We start from the raw sequence: 17451 nt of genomic DNA on the forward strand, positions 1-17451 counted from the left end.
CTACCTACCCTTAACAACCAGAACGGGGATCTCTGATGCTTCAACTACTGCTTCTGCAACGCTCCCCAATGCTATTCTTTTAATTCCCGTTAAGCCGGTATCCCCTACAACAATTAAGTCGGCCTCTTCTTTCTCAGCAGTATCTACAATCTGTTTAACAGGATTGCCCCTTAAAAGAAGCCGGTTAACATCTAAACAGTATGCCTTACCGTACCTCTGAACAAGCTCCAGGCCAGCCAGCCCATAACGGATCCTTTTACTCTTTTTTGCCAGGTATTCCCACTGATCTTCTGGAACAACGGCCTCTTCACCGTCGGAGTCTACAAACACAGCAGTTATTTTTGCACCGTGACACCTGGCTAAAGCTACGGCATATTTAGTTGCTTCAACAGCCGGAGCCGAACCATCCACCGCTAGAATAATCCTGTTAATGGAAATACTTGCTACTTCCAGTTGATATCCTCTTAAAAGTTGCTCTGCCAGCCCGCTAACCATCTTAATACCTCCAAAGCCTAAAAATGAACAATGCGAACAGCAGCAAATCCAGCAATCGAAATGACCAGGGATCCGAGCAAACCGACGAAAAATGATTTTAAGCCCATACGTTTAAACATTACAATATCAACGTTAAGTCCCATGCCCGCCATGGCCATAATCAAAAAAAGATTACTAATTTGCAGGATTAAAGAAGCAAGCTCATCTGGTATTAAACCAGTGGTTCTAAGGCAACTCATCCCGAGAAAACCCAGAAGAAACCAGGGAAATGATAGGTTACGCCACCCGCTAATTTGTTCTTTCTCCCCATTTTTCAAATTAAACCAGAGGCTTATTCCCAGGGTAACGGGAACCAGCAGGGCCACCCGGCCGAGTTTGGTTAAAAGGGCCATGTTAGCCGCAGAGCTTCCTGCCGACTGGGTTGCAGCTATCACGTGTGCTATTTCATGTAAGGTTGCTCCTGCAAAAACGCCGTAAGAACTTGCATCCAGGCCCCAAAACGGCTGTAGTAAGACATATAAAACACTACCAATGGTACCCAAAACGGCAACACTTGCCACTGATACAACTGTCTCATCCTGGCTGGCCTTAACCGTTGGCGCAACGGCAGCTACAGCAGCAGCTCCACAAACACCAGTTCCTACCGCTGTTAGTAAAGCCAACCGTTCCTCTACAGCAAATAATCGTCCCAGAAAACAAATAATAACAATGGCCGATAAAATAACCGCAGCATCGAGAAGAATAATTTTGGGACCTGTAGCAACTATGGCATCGAGGTTGAGTCGAACACCCATCAAAACGATACCATAACGCAAAAGTCTCTTACTGGCGAAATTTATCCCTACATTAGCATGTTTATGGATCCCCATAACGCCCCGCCAGCAAATACCAATTAAAATTGCAATAACCATAGGTCCGGATACAGAAAAAAAAGGTAGTGTGGCAATATTATGAGCAAGAATCCCCACTACTATGGTTAAAATGAGCCCTTGAATGCCACCGTGAAAAAAAACTTTACGCTGAAGAATTTCAACCCTCACTTACGGCCATCTCCCCTTGTCGTTTTTTTTAAAGTTTACCACTGGAAAGGGTAATAAGGGAAATACCGGTTAATAATAACCCTTATAAGGTAATATTTATAAGCAAAGGGGGTAAGAATGGCCATTCAGGTCCACTGAGTTAAATATCTCCCGTTAAAATCTAAGAGCACACATTCTTACGATGTGTGCTCCAGGAATAACCGATCTCCTGTGAAAATCCTCCAGCTTCTGTATCTTAAAATGACAATCCTGGCAAAGTTCATTTTCCACTTCTTAACGGTATTCCGCTGTGACTTCCTTCCCCTTTTTCCTGAGCAAACGGATTAATTGTTCGATGGTCCGGTGCTTGTAGGCGCAATCTCCGGCCGGATTGACGGCCAGCCCCACGATAAAATGGATCACGTCCGCCCAAAGCAGGGTGGCCGCCAGCCGGCTGGCGCCGTCCCGGGCCTTTTGCAAATCCTCCGGGAGCAACTCCTGGCGCAGGTGTTCCAGGGCGTAAAGCACGGTCAGGGTACCCTCGGTAACCAGGTCAATGCCGGCAATGAAGCCTACCGGTGGCACCCGGTCGCTGCGGGTGGAAAGGTCCACCTCTATTTTCCTGTCCAGAACGCGGGCCACAATGCTGGCCGTGGTACCCCCGCAGACCACCTTCACTCCGGGCGAGCGCACCAGTTTTTCCACCACCAGGGCATCGGCGGACCTGTCCATGGGGGGCCCGATCATTACCGTCACCTTACGGGGGACGAGAGCTTTCACTACCACCACGCTGGTATCGTCACCCGGCCGGCCGGCATAAAGCTGGTGGCACCGCTGGATTAATTCCTTTGCCCAGGCTGTCGCGTCCAGGTTTCTGGCGGCCAGCTCCAAAAGAAAGGTGCGTACCCCGTCCCAGCCCCAGCCCCGGTTAAGGACGCCGCCAATACCCGCGTGCACCACCCCGTCGCTGATCAGCACCAGCCAGTCCCCTTCCCGGAAATCGAAAAAAGCTTCCGTAATTTCTTTGTCATTGATCACCCGCCGGATACGGCTGATTTCCCTCAACCGATCCCCGTGGCCCAGGAAGGCCCTGGGGTTGTCGTATTCCACCAGATAAGCCCGACCGGCGGCCATGACCTGCAGGATGGAGAAGGTGCTGTAAGCCAGCTTGCGCACCCTGCAGGTGGGCAGGGTCTGCACCAGGGTTTCAATGACTTCCTCGATTTCCCCGCCCATGCGCAGCATGGTGGCTGCAGTTTTGGTGGTCAAAGAAGAGAGAATATTGGCCTTCACCCCGCTGCCCAGGCCGTCGGAAAGGACCACGATGGTGGAAGAGCGGGTTCGAACCACCTCAATGCTGTCGCCGCAGAGCTCTTCCCCGGCCTTATTTAGCTGAGCCCTCCCAATGTCAAGGGAAATTTTCATGAAAACTTGCCGCTGGAATACCCCCGATTTTATTCGAGGGAAGAGAGCGGCTCACCCCCCTTATCTACAGCCACTACTCCTGCATCAGGCGAATTAACTGGCTGAGCAAAACCTTGGTTTCCGCCGTGGTTTCCCCCAAAAGCCCGGCAATTTCCTGGGCCACCTTCATCTGCTTGTTAATGACCTCCTGGGCCCGCTTGATAGTTTGGGTCTTCATTTGCTTTAACTCTTCCTGCTGCCGCCTCTCATGGGTGATGTCCACCAGGATGCCCACCACAACCTCCCCCTTTTCCAGGGGAAAGATTACTTCCCGGATGATCCGGTCGTATTCGTCATAGGTATGCAAGACATTCAAGGGTTCCCCGGTAGCCAGCACCCGGCGGAAGTTGGTGGCATCGATCAGTTGATCCAGCTTCTGCCCGGTGATCTCTTTCCCCTGCCAGCCAAACATCTCCCGGACCGCCGGGTTCACTTCCAGGATCTCCAGGTGCCGGTTCACAATAATACAGCCGTTGGGCATGGCATTGATCACCAGGTTGGACATGGATTCCGCCCGGCGGCGCATGTAGGGGATGCACATCTGCACCTCGGCCATCCCCCAGTAGACCGCCGCAGCCTTTTCCCGGCAGGAGTTGTAGCCGCAGGCACCGCAGTTCAATTCGTCTTCGGGAGTGTACTTACCCGTTTGCGCCAGTATTTGCTTGATGGCTTCCGCCGGCGGTTCGGGCCGGTAAATCTTGCGTTCCCGGTAGCGCCTCTGGAGCATGTTTAAGGGCAGGGGCCGGCCCTCCTCCTCCCGTGTGAGGGAGGCGGCGGAGGATCTGGCCCGGAAATATTCAATGATCCTCTGGCGGCGCACGAAGATATCCCCGGCAGTCTCCATGAGGGGGCCGGCAATACACCCACCGTTACAGGCCAGCAATTCCATGAAGGCCGGGGGGTGTTTGATATACCCCCGCTGCAGCTGGGAAAGAAAATCAATGCAGTTGACCAGCCCCGATATGGCCACCACCCGGGTATCCAGCATATCGGTGCTCAAAGACAGGGTGTGCAGCTCGCCGCCTTCCACCGGGAAAAGGATGGCCCTTTGGGGGTGGGGAGGATCAAAATCCCCCGGAACAAACTGGCCGGGGGAAAGTCCCTCCGCTTCAAGCCACTGCCAGAGTTCATCAAATCCCAGCACCTCATCAACGGCATCGGGAAATTGCCTGGCTTCTTCTTTTTTGGCGATACAGGGTCCGATGAAGACCACCCGGCTCTGCGGGTAGTTTTGTTTGATCCACCGCCCGTGGGCGACCATGGGAGACACCAGGGGAGCAAGCCTGGAAATTAACTCCGGGTAGTATTTTTCCACCAGGTTCACCACCACCGGACAGGCAGTGGAAATGTACGATCTGTCTTTGGGCAATTGCTTTTGCGCCCGGCAGACCAGTTCGGCCCCCCAGGAAGTTTGCTGTACCAGGGCAAATCCCAGAGCTTTGAGCATGGCGGGCAGGGTCAGGGCATACCCGGGGGGCAGCACGGCCGCAAAGGATGGGGCCACGCTGGCCACCACCGGGCCGCCGCAGGCCAGCAACTCCTTCACCCGCTCCCGGCTTAAGGATACCTTTTTTGCCCCCTGGGGGCAGGTCAAAACACACCGGCCGCAAAGGACACACAGATCTTCCACAATGCGGGCACGCAGCTTGTCGTTTTCCGCTTCGATGCGGATGGCCTTGACCGGACAGGAACGGATGCAGCGGTAGCAGTCCCGGCAGCGGTCGGCCACGGTGGTGATGGGAAAGGATGCCTGTTCACCCACTTAAAGTGCCCCCTCGAAAATAGTTCGGCTTATATGACCTGGGTGACAATGTATTGCTCACAGCGTAAATACTCAGAAAAACCGTTATGACAAGGATGCGGCGCTGTCCGGAGCGAACGACTTGCGAAGCACCGATAACAGCACCCGGCGAACCCAGCACTCACCGGCAAAGATGCTCATTCCAAGGCAAATGCAAAAGGCAGTAGAAAATTTGGCCTTCGCAGTATGGCTTATTCAGTGAGTGCTGGGCGGCCCGAAGCGAGCCGCGGTGCTGTCGGCGCGAAGCACCGGAGTGAGCGGGGACAGCGCCGCAGCCAAATAGGGCTTACTGAATATTTACCCTCACAGCTTATGAACATTTCTACGATAAAGGACGGGGTTCCTGCCCCGTCCCTTGTCGCACCGCCCTTCCTTAAACCACCCAGGGCGGCTCGGCCTTGATGGCAATCTTAGTCTTGAAGACTTCTTCGGCGTTATCCAGGGTTACGTTGGTAATGATTTCATCGTTGACTTTAATGCTCACACCCCGGTCGCAGTGCTCCAGGCAGAAGGTTCCCTTCAGCTGCACGTAATCGGCGATGCCCATCTGCCGAGCCAGGGTCATGAATTTATTTAAAATGTCATAGGAACCTTTGAGGTAACAATTGGTACCCACGCAAACCGCTACCTCCACCGGGCGCTCGTCCCGGCGGCCGCTCACTTCTACGGGCTTGCCGCTGATGCGCCGCCGCGGGTAGTAGCGGGTATGCAGGGCCTGATGGGTATTGGCGTTGGCCGGGCCGCCAAACCACCGTTCCAGGGCCCTGGTGACAAAAATGTTGTCCTGGGGCCTGTGCAACTGTTCCGCCCGGTCCAGCGCGTAAAGGCCCTTCATGCGTCCCAGCCGAGAAGCGGTATTGTTGGGGTAAGGCTGACCGCCGCCGCCAAGGCAGCCGCCGGGACAGGCCATTACTTCCACGGCGTGGTAGAAAGCTTCTCCCGACTTGATGCGGTTGATGAGCTTCTCCGCATTGGCCAGGCCGTTTACCACCGCCAGCTTGAGGTTTTGCCCGCCGATCTCCAGTTCTGTCTCCTTAATTCCCTGGATACCCCGCACCGGGTAAAAATCCACCCGCCCCACATCACCGGGGGACTGCTGGGCCGCAACAAAGCGCACCACCGATTCCATCACCCCGCCCGAGGCACCGTAAATGACCGCCGCGCCTGAGCCCATCCCCAGGGGATTGTCAAACACTTCCGGCTCCAGCTCGTTAAAGACAATGCCCGCTTCCTTAATCATCTGGGCCAGCTCCATGGTAGTGAGGACGAAATCCACATCGGGGACACCCCCGGTGGTAAATTCGGGCCGTCTGGCTTCAAACTTTTTAGCCGTACAGGGCATTACCGACACGCAGACCACTTCCGCCGGATTCTTACCAATCTCCCGGGCGTAATATTTCTTCACCAGGGAACCGAACATCTGCTGGGGAGACCGGCAGGTGGACAGGTTTTCCAGGAGGTCGGCGTGGAACTGCTCGGCATATTTCACCCAGGCCGGGCAGCAGGAGGTGAACAGGGGCAGCCTGCCGCCCTTTTCCAGCCGGCCCAGCAGCTCCATCCCTTCCTCGATGGTGGTCATATCGGCAGTAAACAGGGTGTCAAACACGCGGTCAAAACCTATTTTCCGCAGGGCCGCCACCATTTGCCCGGTCGCCTTTTCCCCGGGCAGCAGGCCAAACTCCTCGCCGATGGCCACCCTTACCGCCGGAGCTACCTGCACCACCACCACTTTGCCGGGATCCTGGATGGCGTCCCAAACCTTATCCACTTCCGACTTGACCGTCAGGGCACCGGTAGGACACACGGCCACGCATTGACCGCAATTGACACAGGCCACTTCCTGCAGGGGTTTGCCAAAAGCGGTGGTTACCCGGGTTTTGGAACCCCGGAAGGCAAAGTCCCAGATCCCCAGCCCCTGGACCTCCTTGCACATGCGCACGCAGTCGCCGCAGAGGATACACTTGTTGGGATTCTTTACCAGGGACGGGGAAGTATTATCCACCGGCATCTTTTTATCCAGATGACCGAAGCGGACCTCCGTCACCCCCATCTGGCGGGCCAGTTGCTGCAGTTTGCAGCTTCCGCTGCGCCCGCAACTGGTGCATTCCCGGTCGTGGTTGGCCAGGAGCAGTTCGATAATCATGCGGCGCAACCGGCGGGTGCGGGGGGTGCTGGTGTGAATAACCATGCCGTCGGCTGGAGGCGTTGAACAGGAGGCCACCAGCCCCCGGCCCTCCACTTCCACCATGCACATGCGGCAGGCCCCGTAAACGCTCAATTCAGAGTGATAGCAAAAGGTAGGCAGTTTGATACCGGCCCGGCGCACTACTTCCAGGATGTTCCTGGCATCATTTATTTCCACCACATGACCATCTACGGTAACTTTCCCTGCAGACATACTCGTTGGCACTTCCTTTCATCATGATATTAGGCGGTGTAAACGGCGCCGAACTTGCATTTCTCCATGCAGGTGCCGCACTTAATGCATTTAACCAGGTCAATGGTGTGGGGCTGTTTTTTCTCACCGCTGATGGCTTCCACCGGGCAGTTCTTAGCACACAAACCGCAGCCCCTGCATTTTTCCTGGTCAATAAAGTAACTGAGCAGTGCCTTGCAGACTCCCGCCGGACATTTTTTCTCCCGCACATGGGCTTCGTATTCATCACGGAAGTAGCGCAGGGTGGTGAGCACGGGGTTGGGAGCGGTCTTGCCCAGGCCGCACAGGGCACCGTCTTTGACCACCAGCGCCAGCTCCTCCAGCAGGAGGAGGTCTTCCTCCGTAGCCTTACCCTGGGTTATTTTGGTCAAGAGCTCCAGCATCCGCCTGGTCCCTTCCCGGCAGGGAACACATTTGCCGCAGGACTCATTTTGCACGAAGGTCATGAAGAACTTGGCCACTTCCACCATACAACTGTCCTGGCCGATGACCACCATGCCGCCGGAACCGATCATTGCCCCCACCTGTTGCAGGGAATCGAAGTCCAGGGGCAGGTCCAGGTGCTCTTCGGTCAGGCAGCCTCCGGAAGGCCCTCCGATTTGCACCGCCTTGAACTTTTTGCCTTCCCGCAGGCCACCGCCGATGTAAAACACCACTTCCCGCAGGGTAATGCCCATGGGAACCTCTACCAGACCGGTGTGAGCCACCTGCCCGGCCAGGGCAAAGGTCTTGGTACCGGGGCTCTTGGGAGTGCCGTACTGCTTGAACCAGTCCGCCCCCCGGGAAATAATGGGAGCCACGTTGGCCAGGGTCTCCACGTTATTGATGATGGTCGGGCAGCCCCAGAGACCGCTCTGGGCCGGGAAGGGAGGACGGGGACGGGGCATGCCGCGCTGGCCCTCAATGGAGGCAATCAAAGCCGTTTCCTCGCCGCAGACAAAGGCGCCGGCACCCTCTTTAATGTGGATGCGAAAAGCGAATCCGCTGCCCAGGATGTTATCGCCCAAAAGGCCAACAGCCCCGGCATCGGCCACGGCCTTTTTCAACCGTTTTACCGCCAGAGGATACTCCGCCCGCACGTATATGTAGCCTTCGTCCGCTCCAATGGCATAGCCGGCAATCATCATCCCTTCCAGCACCCGGTGGGGAGCGCCTTCCATCACGCTGCGGTCCATGAAGGCCCCGGGATCACCTTCGTCGCCGTTACAAATGACATATTTTTTGTCCCCCGCGGCAGACCGGGCAAAGGCCCACTTCCGGCCGGTGGGAAAACCCGCTCCGCCACGGCCGCGTAGACCCGAATCCATTACTTCCTTAATTACGTCCTCGGGAGTCATCTCAAATAGGGCTTTTTCCAGGGCCTGATAACCGCCGTGGGCCAGGTAATCATTGATATCCTCCGGGTTAACCAGGCCGCACAATTCCAGGGCCACCCGCACCTGATTCTGGTAAAAGGGAATATCTTCTTCCCGGGCCACCACCTGGCCGGTAACCGGATGATGGTAGAGCAACCTTTCCACCGGCCGGTTGTGCAAGATGTGCTCTTCGATGATCTCCGGGACGTCCTCTTTTTTGACCTTTAAATAGAGCACTCCTTCCGGCTCGAATCGCACCAGGGGACCCATCTGGCAAAACCCGTGACAGCCGCTGATATTTAAAGCAGTCCCGGCATTTTCCTCCTCATGCACCAGCTCTACTTTATAAGGTAAACCTCTTTTGACCAGTTCCTCCCGGAAGGCTTCGTATACGCCCAGGGAGCCGTTGGCCACACAACCGGTACCGGCACAGATTAAAATGCGCAACTTTTCTTTAATCAGGGCCTCCCTGGCCCGCTCTGTGAGCGCCTTAAAATCCTGCCTTGATTTAAGCATGGGCTTCCCTCCGTTCTTCTTTGCTTTCCCCCGCTTTTATAACCCGCAACACCCTTAAAACATCTTCAGTCGTCATCTGTCCGTGCACTTCCCGGTCGTTAATGGTTACCACCGGGGCCAGCCCACAGGCCCCCAGGCAGGATACCGTTTCCACCGTAAACTGCAGGTCATCGGTTGTCTGCTGGCCTTCCGCAAGTCCCAGTTCCTTGCGCAGGGCAAAATGGATCGGTTCGGAACCCCGCACGTGGCAGGCCGTGCCGTCACAAACCCGGATGACATATTTGCCCTTGGGAACCAGGGAAAACTGGGCGTAGAAGGTGGCCACCCCGTAGACCACCGCTGGCGGAATATTTAAAGCCGTGGCAATATAGGTCAGTACTTCTTCGGGCAGGTAACGGTATTCTTGCTGCACTTCCTGCAGGATGGCAATCAAATGCGACACCTTACCCTCGTGACGGGCGATAATTTCCTGCAACTTTTCAAACTTTCTGCCCGTTCCCTCCATACAAACCCCTCCCATTCTTCAAAAGTTTTAGACTTTACCGATTCAAATTTTAATGATTTTTCCGCATACTACAATGAAAGCTAAATAAACAACATAAAACACATAAATCTCTTTAAAAAAGAAAAAAACCCGTGGCGGGTTTTGGGAGTCATCAGGAACTGAACAAGTTGACCAGGCTGTAGATTTTTAAAGGTCTCCCCACCGTGCCATATCTCAACTCCACCTTAACATAACCAATCTGCTCCAGGTAATCCATGTACCGCCTTACGGTAACCCGGGAAATACCCACCCCTGTGGCTATTTCCTCCGAAGAAACCCCCGTTTCGTTATGTTCCTCCAGATATGATAAAACCTGCTTTAAAGTCACCTTATTGAGCCCTTTGGGGAAGTCCGGCCAGAATTCCTGCTCGGATTCATCTTCCCCCATCTGCTCTTCCGGCCGGTTATCGCCGGCTTTTAAATGCTCCCCTGGCTGGAAAACCGGGTCACAGACAGTGGTTGCACCGGAAGCCGTATCCTGTCTGGTAGTGAGGTGCAAAACCAGCGGCTGGATAACCTCCAAAGTCTCCTTTACCGTCCGGATCAGCTCCGTCATTTGTTCGGTACAGGGCGTTGCAACCCTTTCGGCGGGGTGTTCCCCTGCATGGCCATGCCCGGTGTTATCCCGGGATTGCCTCTGTCGCAAATAAAACCACAGGCCGGCGGCGCCAAGCACCACCGACAATCCCCAGAAGGCCAGGTTGAGCCCCAAAGCATAATGTATGGCCCCGCCGACCTGCCGGGTGTTGCCGGATACCAGCATTTCGATAATTACGAGGTTATACAGCGTAGCCAGGCCGGTCCCGGCAGCAACCAGCAAGGCAAAGATGAAGATCATATCGTGCCTTGAAAAGCGCATGGTTTTGTCCACTCCCCTGGCTGCAAAGAAAAAGGGCGTTTATTTGCCCCCATCGCCCTATACCAGTAAAGGCACGGCTAAATTGCAAAAGCAAACCCGGCTGCTGGCCAAGCCGGGCTATTTGTTTACAATGCGTAAACCTCTTCCCCGCTCAGGATACGGATACCCTTTGCCTGCAGGGCGGCAATGGCCCCGTCCAGTTGTTCCACCCGGAACACCACCAGGGCGGCCTTGGAAGCTTTCTGCAAAAAGGCATACAGGTACTCGATGTTCAGGTTTGCTTCTTGCAAAACGGCCAGCACCCCGGCCAGGCCGCCGGGCTCATCCACCACTTCCACGGCAATGACATCGGTGGCGCTGACGGTAAAACCGGCCTCCTTGAGCACCCGGTAAGCCCGGTCCGGGTCGTTAACAATGAGACGCAAAATGCCGAAGTCGGTGGTATCGGCTATGGCCAGGGCACGGATGTTGATGCCGTTGTCCCCCAGTACCCTGGTCACCTGGGCCAAACGCCCCGTTTTGTTTTCCAGGAAGATGGAGATTTGCTTGACTTTCATGGGAGAACCCCCTTTCCTTATATATGTGCCGCGGAAGCTGCCCGCAACTACAACTGCCCGACCATTTATATCTGCCGCCGGTCGACTACCCGCTTCGCCTTGCCTTCACTTCTCGGGATGGTGTTGGGCTCCACCAGCTTCACCCGGGCGGAAATACCCAGAACGCTTTCGATCCGCTCCCGCAGGCGTTGTTCCAGGTCTTCCAGCTTGCGCACCGTATCGCTGAACATGTGCTCCGCCACTTCCACCCAGATTTCCAGGTAGTCCAGGTTGGCCTTGCGGTCCACCACCAGCAGATAGTGGGGTTCGGTTTCGCCGAACTCCAGGAGCACGCTTTCCACCTGGGAGGGAAATACGTTAACCCCGCGGATGATGAGCATGTCGTCGCTGCGGCCGGTAATCCGCCGGATGCGGTAATGGGTCCGGCCACAGGGGCAAGGTTCCGTATCCAGCCGGGTGATATCCCGGGTGCGGTAGCGGATGAGGGGAAAGGCTTCCTTGGTAATGGTGGTAATCACCAGTTCCCCCTCTTCCCCGGGAGGCAGCACTTCCCCCGTTGCCGGATCGATAATTTCGGGTATAAAGTGATCTTCCCAGATATGCATGCCCTGTTTTTCAGCGCACTCCATGGCCACACCGGGACCCATTATTTCCGAAAGGCCGTATATGTCCAGGGCCATTAAGTCCAGCTTTTCTTCCAGCTGCCGGCGCATGCGCTCCGACCAGGGTTCGGCGCCGAAAATACCGGCCTTTAAAGGCATCTTTTTAAAGTCCAGGCCCATCTTTTGCCCTTCCTCGGCCATGTACAGGGCATAGGAAGGGGTACAGGTTAAAATGGTGGTGCCGAAGTCCTGCATCAGCATGAGCTGCCGCTGGGTGTTGCCCCCGGAAACGGGCACCACTGCTGCACCCAGACGCTCTGCCCCGTAGTGCAGCCCCAGGCCGCCGGTGAACAGGCCGTAACCATAGGCGTTCTGCACCACATCGAATTTGGTGCCCCCGGCGCAAACCAGTGAACGGGCGATCAGTTCTGCCCAGGTGTTAATATCGTTTTGAGTATATCCCACCACCGTGGGCTTGCCCGTGGTGCCTGAAGAAGCGTGCACGCGGACCACATCGCTCATGGGTACGGCAAACAAGCCAAAGGGATAGTTGTCGCGCAAATCCTGTTTGGTGGTGAAGGGCAGTCGCCGCAGGTCCTCTAAAGTTCGGATGGACGAGGGCTTGATACCCATTTCGGTAAACCTTTGCCGGTAGAAGGGTACGTTGCGGTAAACACGCTCGATGGTTAGCTGCAGGCGCTCCAACTGCAGCGCCCGAAGCTGCTCCCGGGACATGGTCTCATGCTCGCGATCCCAGTACACAAGCTCACTGCTCCTTTGCTATAAACTCAAAACTCATTTTTAAAGAATACTTCAACAACCGCTCCCGAGCATCCTGCTGAAGAAAAAATTTTTCGGTACTTCGTCATTAGCCGATGTAAATATCTGGCAGGTTGATGGACAAAAAGAAATTTGTTTCGGAAATATTGGACATCAATCGACCCACAATTTCACCCACAGGCCGATCCTTTGACTGGTCAGTTATTAACAAACTTATTCACATTATCCACAGCCCGAAATCCACAGGACCGCTATTCACCCGACCGGAAACCGGTTTTTACAGGGAACCATTTCAACCCGGAAAGCCTTGATTTTCAAGGCTTCGCGTTTTTCAACTCCTTTTTGCCCGCCGGATTTGCTGTTCCCCAAAGGCCACACTTTTTGTGGATAACTCGAAATAATCCACAGGCAAAAAATGATAAAATTCCTTCGACAAAGTTTGCTTAAGACGACGGCAGGGGTAGGCCGGGCATGGCATTGAGGGTCAGGGATGCCAGATCGCCCCGCAGATACTTGTAATAGGCCGCACACCCGATCATGGCCGCATTATCGGTGCAGAACACCGGCGGGGGGTAAAATACCTCCAGGCCTTCCTGACGCGCCCGGGACGCCAGGGCCGCCCGTAACCGGCCGTTGGCCGCCACTCCCCCGGCCAGGATTATGGTCGGACAGTTGTAATTGCGGGCAGCTTCCATGGTTTTATCCACCAGCACGTCTACCACGGCTTTTTGAAAGCTGGCCGCCACATCGGCCGGGTTTACTTCTTCTCCCCTTTGCCGGCAGCGGTGCAGGTACTGGAGCACCGCCGTCTTCAGGCCGCTGAAAGAAAAATCAAGGCCGTCCAGGTAGGCCCGGGGAAAATCAATGGCCTCTTCGTTACCCTCCCTGGCCAGGCGCTCAATTGCCGGCCCTCCGGGGTAACCCAGTTCCAGCACCCTGGCCACCTTGTCGAAGGCTTCCCCGGCGGCATCATCCCGGGTGCTACCCAGCAGCCGGTAATCACCGTGATGCAGAACCAGCACCAGGTCCGTATGGCCGCCGCTTACCACCAGGCAGATGAGGGGAAAGGGCAAATCGGGCCGGACCAGGAAATTGGCATAGATGTGGCCTTCAAGATGATTCACGGCAATGAGGGGGATATCCAGGGCAAAGGCCACGGCCTTGGCCGCAGCTACCCCCACCAGCAGGGCCCCTACTAGCCCGGGGCCGTGGGTGACCGCCACCGCATCCAGATTGCCAAAAACCAGCCCGGCCTGGTCCAGCGCTTCTTTAATAACATGATTGATTAACTCCAAGTGCTTGCGGGAGGCTACTTCGGGCACGACCCCGCCAAATTTCCTGTGTACATCCACCTGCGAGGAAATAATATTTGAAAGCACTTTCACACCATCTGCCACCACGGCAGCGGAAGTTTCATCACAGGAAGTTTCGATTGCCAGAATCTTAACGCTCATCTCACTACCTCTCTCAAAAGCAAGGTAACAATACTATAATAATACCACAAAAAACACCCCGGCATAACTGCCAGGGTACGCAATCACCGGGGGAACAAAAGATGGGGCACGTTGTGCGGCTGCTCACCTACAATATACACCACGGTAAGGGAGTTGACGGCAAAGTGCGTTTACGGCGCGTGGCGGCGGTCCTGCAGCGGCATAACCCCGATGCGGTCGCCCTGCAGGAAGTGGACCGCCACCTGCCCCGCAGTTACCTGCGCCACCAGGCCCGGGCGCTGGCCCAGCACCTGAACATGTACTTTGTTTTTGCCCCCACCTTAAGCTGGCTGGGCATCTGCCAGTACGGCCTGGCCATTTTAAGCCGTTACCCCATATCAGAACATCAATACTACCCTTTGCCCGGCACTCACGAACCCCGGGGGCTGCTATCAGCCAGCCTGGACCACGAAGCAGGAACGTTTTTCCTGCTCAACACCCACCTGGGCTTAAACTACCGGGAAAGGGAAAAACAAGCGGAAACAATAAGGGAGATCGTCAGCTCTATGAATGGGCCGGTGGTCCTGGCGGGCGATATGAATACGGAACGGCTCACCTTCCCCGAACTGCCCGTCACCCCACCGGACACCCTGCCAACCTTTCCCTCATACCGCCCCCGGTTCGGGCTGGACCGCATATTTGCGTCGCGCCACTGGCGCATCATCAAGGCTCTTACCCCTTCCGCGGGCGCTTCCGACCATTTGCCCCTGCTGGTGGAGCTGGTACTGGCAAACTGAAATATTCAGAAAAACGTTATGAGGAGGATGCGGTACTGTCCGAAGCGAACGACTTGCGAAGCGCCGGTAACAGCACCCGGTGAACCCAGCACTCACCGGCAAAGATGCTCATTCCAAGGCAAATGCAAAAGGCAGTAGAAAATTTGGCCTTCGCAGTATGGCTTATTCAGTGAGTGCTGGGCGGCTCGGCTCTCGAGGACGCATGATGAACTACCCGGAAGAAGACCTTTTAAGACATATTGTTTCAAGAGGTAACAACGAAGAATGATTAGTGGCGGGCAATCCGCAGAAGACCCAGCACTCACTGGCCATGATGCTCTTTCTAAGCCTGCTGTAACAAAATAGTAAGTGCAGAGCTTTCCAGTATAACTTTTTCAGTGAGTGCTGGGCGGCCCGAAGCGAGCCGCGGTGCGCATCTTACGCGGAGCACTGGAGTGAGCGGGGACCCAGCACTCACTGGAATACTAGCTCTTCCCAAAACCTGATGTGTCAATTAAACCTGAAACACCGGAGCAGAGTCATATTTAGGTGAGTGCTGGGCCGCATCCAACCGGGTTCACTGAATATTTCTACTGGCCGGTGAGGGGTTCCCCCAGTTCCGCCATCAGATCCCGGAATACCTGGCCCGCACTGTTATGAATCACCAGCTCGGCCTGTTCGTCCCAGGGGGTTGGCTCCCGGTTGATGATCACCACCCGCCGGGCAAACTGCGGCAATCCGGCAGCCGGGTAAACCTGCAGGCTGCTTCCCACCACCAGCAGCAACTGGCAGCCGGACAGGGCCCTGGTGGCTTTGAAAAAGTCCTCACTCATCCGGTCTTCAAACAGAACCACATCCGGTCGCAAAATTCCCCTGCAGATACCGCAAAGGGGAGGGTTCTGCCCCTTTTCAAACTGTTCCACCAGGTAAGAAAAGGGGTAACTCTGTTCACAGCTCATACAGTGGCAGGTGCGCAGGTGGCCGTGAATTTCCCACACCCGTTTTGAACCCGCCCGCTGGTGCAAGCCATCGATATTCTGGGTAATTACCCCCACCAGGTAACCCAGCTCCTCCAGGCGGGCCAGTGCCCGGTGGGCATCGTTGGGCTCGGCGCCGCTAAAGACCGTCCAGCGGGAGAGATTTATGTTGTAAAAAGCAGCCGGATCCCGCTTTAAGGCGCTCAGACTGGCTGTTTGAATGGGGTCATATTTGGTCCACAACCCCGTTCCCGGGCTGCGGAAATCGGGAATACCGCTCTCGGTACTTACTCCGGCCCCCGTCAGGGCAAAATTGCGGTCGTGGCGGCGCAAAAGTTCGGCCAGGGTACGAATTTTCTCCTGGTAGGACGCAGAAATGGCCGCTCACCTCCTGCAGGAAAGTTTCGCATTATTTAGATAAATCTCAGTGGCAGCCGTCTCCGGCCTTGCCGCATCCGTGCCGGACGACCGGCCACCAATAACCAGCGCACGGTTTTAAAAGGCTTTGATTCTTCCCTTCAATTTATAGAAAGGTCACTATACATCTATATCCACCACTGCCCGACCTTATCATCTTAACTTTCTCCAGCCGGTTTTTCCGAAGCCACCCGGTTGCCGCAATAGCTGCAGAATTTCCCTCCTGCCGGGAGCTCGATTTTGCACTGGGGACACACCAGGGGCTTTGGCTGTAGCCTGTTGATCTGCTCCTGGATGGATAACATATCGGTTTCTATCTTCCGCGTGCTCTCACAAAGGCGTTCAATTTCCCCGTCCAGTCCTTCTTCACCTTTATAACGGCGGTAAACCAGTTCTCCCAAACTCAAAAAATTGTTTTCCAACTCTTTTTCCAGACGCGAAAGCTCAAATTTCAGCCGGGTGGCCTCCAGAAATTCACTGGAACGCTTGGTCACCTCTTTGGCCTTATCGCTCAGCCCCTTAGCCGTTTCACCTATTTTCTGAAAGATCTCCATGTGAAGAGCCCCCCTTTAAATGTTTTGACAATATTAGTTCGACAGGTACCAGGAAAAGTCCTCCCCTGCTGGCAGCATTTGTTTTTTAATCGAGTGTGCTTTGTTCGCTTTGGCCACTACCTGGGGCATAACTTCGAGGGGGGCAAAAATGATACCTCTTGATGCGATCAATGGAACGGAGTGGTTCTTCAGGATGCCGGTTTTATCCACCCCGCAGCCATTTCTATCACCATGTTCACGCTGATGACGGGCTAAATCGTACTCTGGTTACACCATTCAAGAAAAAGCATGCACGGTTAAACTGCTCTTCATAAAAAGATAACCCTATAAAATAAACCCGCAAGATTATGCGGGTTAAGAGTTTTCCCCGGTAGCATCCAGTTGAACATAAAGCGCCCGCTCATTCTCATCGAACCTGGCTTCATACTTTCCGCGGGGGCTGATGTTAAAGTGCTTAAAAAAGCCCTTACCAAAAACCTTTGTTTTCTTGATCTGCATGCCCCCTTCTTCCACCGCCCGGATCCGGATAACACGCGCATCCCGATCATAGGCTAATTCCACATGCTGCGCACCCAGTTTTTCCCTGGCCACATTATTCAACACAATTGAACTTTTGAAGAAAGAAACCATGGGTGCTTTTTCTGCCCTTTCACCACGAGGTTTGTAAACTTCAAAAGCCATACATCACATCTCCTTTTTATTTTTGATGGTATTATAATCTATAATGCCCAGTTTCGTCAAATCCTAACTTTAATTTTTAATTACATTACAAAGATGCCGGTTATTAGCGTAATTATCGTAAACGCTCGATTATTCCTGATCACGTAAGCGGAATTCGAATCGTCATACCTCGTCGTGATTGCGC

At 54.8% G+C, this 17451-nt stretch carries 15 protein-coding genes; 1 reads left to right on the plus strand and 14 read right to left on the minus strand.

The annotated features are described in order from the left end of the window. The 11 genes from J2Z49_RS05905 to tsaD all read right to left on the minus strand — a co-directional run bounded on the left by J2Z49_RS05905 (nt 1) and on the right by tsaD (nt 13883). Entirely contained in the window at nt 1–495 is a 495-nt protein-coding gene (locus J2Z49_RS05905) for a universal stress protein (protein WP_307400757.1), read from the minus strand. Nucleotides 496–512: 17 nt separating this feature from the next. Then, nucleotides 513–1535, minus strand: coding sequence for a YeiH family protein (locus J2Z49_RS05910; protein ID WP_307400759.1), 1023 nt, complete (start codon nt 1533–1535; stop codon nt 513–515). A gap of 273 nt (nt 1536–1808) precedes the next feature. Next, nucleotides 1809–2939 carry a SpoIIE family protein phosphatase gene (locus J2Z49_RS05915; protein WP_307400762.1) on the minus strand — a complete coding sequence of 377 codons (1131 nt, stop codon included), beginning with the start codon at nt 2937–2939 and terminating at the stop codon, nt 1809–1811. A gap of 73 nt (nt 2940–3012) precedes the next feature. Next, nucleotides 3013–4740: a [Fe-Fe] hydrogenase large subunit C-terminal domain-containing protein gene (locus J2Z49_RS05920; RefSeq protein ID WP_307400765.1), complete on the minus strand. Its 1728-nt coding sequence runs from the start codon at nt 4738–4740 to the stop codon at nt 3013–3015. 412 nt (nt 4741–5152) lie between these two features. Beyond that, on the minus strand, nt 5153–7177 hold the full coding sequence (locus tag J2Z49_RS05925) for a [FeFe] hydrogenase, group A (protein ID WP_307400768.1): 2025 nt from the start codon (nt 7175–7177) through the stop codon (nt 5153–5155). 29 nt (nt 7178–7206) lie between these two features. After that, nucleotides 7207–9087 (minus strand): NADH-quinone oxidoreductase subunit NuoF, encoded by a 1881-nt coding sequence (nuoF, locus tag J2Z49_RS05930; protein WP_307400770.1) that lies wholly within the window; start codon nt 9085–9087, stop codon nt 7207–7209. Continuing rightward, nucleotides 9080–9592: an NADH-quinone oxidoreductase subunit NuoE gene (gene nuoE, locus J2Z49_RS05935; protein ID WP_307400771.1), complete on the minus strand. Its 513-nt coding sequence runs from the start codon at nt 9590–9592 to the stop codon at nt 9080–9082. Before nuoE ends, nuoF begins: the two co-directional genes overlap by 8 nt. A gap of 151 nt (nt 9593–9743) precedes the next feature. Then, nucleotides 9744–10490, minus strand: a complete 747-nt coding sequence (locus J2Z49_RS05940) for an HTH domain-containing protein (protein WP_307400773.1) — start codon at nt 10488–10490, stop codon at nt 9744–9746. 125 nt (nt 10491–10615) lie between these two features. Continuing rightward, nucleotides 10616–11047 (minus strand): ACT domain-containing protein, encoded by a 432-nt coding sequence (locus J2Z49_RS05945; RefSeq protein ID WP_072870768.1) that lies wholly within the window; start codon nt 11045–11047, stop codon nt 10616–10618. Nucleotides 11048–11112: 65 nt separating this feature from the next. Next, nucleotides 11113–12411 carry a phenylacetate--CoA ligase family protein gene (locus J2Z49_RS05950; protein ID WP_307400775.1) on the minus strand — a complete coding sequence of 433 codons (1299 nt, stop codon included), beginning with the start codon at nt 12409–12411 and terminating at the stop codon, nt 11113–11115. Nucleotides 12412–12872: 461 nt separating this feature from the next. After that, on the minus strand, nt 12873–13883 hold the full coding sequence (gene tsaD, locus J2Z49_RS05955) for a tRNA (adenosine(37)-N6)-threonylcarbamoyltransferase complex transferase subunit TsaD (RefSeq protein ID WP_307400778.1): 1011 nt from the start codon (nt 13881–13883) through the stop codon (nt 12873–12875). Nucleotides 13884–13984: 101 nt separating this feature from the next. Between tsaD and J2Z49_RS05960 the strand changes: the two genes are divergently transcribed. After that, complete coding sequence (locus J2Z49_RS05960; RefSeq protein ID WP_307400781.1) at nt 13985–14659, plus strand: endonuclease/exonuclease/phosphatase family protein; 675 nt, start codon at nt 13985–13987, stop codon at nt 14657–14659. A gap of 569 nt (nt 14660–15228) precedes the next feature. Here the strand turns inward: J2Z49_RS05960 and J2Z49_RS05965 are convergent. The 3 genes from J2Z49_RS05965 to J2Z49_RS05975 all read right to left on the minus strand — a co-directional run bounded on the left by J2Z49_RS05965 (nt 15229) and on the right by J2Z49_RS05975 (nt 17267). Further along, nucleotides 15229–15993, minus strand: coding sequence for an SIR2 family NAD-dependent protein deacylase (locus J2Z49_RS05965; protein ID WP_307400912.1), 765 nt, complete (start codon nt 15991–15993; stop codon nt 15229–15231). 197 nt (nt 15994–16190) lie between these two features. After that, nucleotides 16191–16586, minus strand: a complete 396-nt coding sequence (locus J2Z49_RS05970; RefSeq protein ID WP_307400784.1) for a zinc ribbon domain-containing protein — start codon at nt 16584–16586, stop codon at nt 16191–16193. A gap of 354 nt (nt 16587–16940) precedes the next feature. Continuing rightward, the gene (locus J2Z49_RS05975; RefSeq protein WP_307400786.1) at nt 16941–17267 is read right to left on the minus strand and encodes a hypothetical protein; all 327 of its coding nucleotides are present in this window, start codon (nt 17265–17267) and stop codon (nt 16941–16943) included. Nucleotides 17268–17451: the final 184 nt, after the last annotated feature.

This window comes from Desulfofundulus luciae (assembly GCF_030813795.1).
Classification (GTDB): Bacteria; Bacillota; Desulfotomaculia; order Desulfotomaculales; family Desulfovirgulaceae; genus Desulfofundulus; species Desulfofundulus luciae.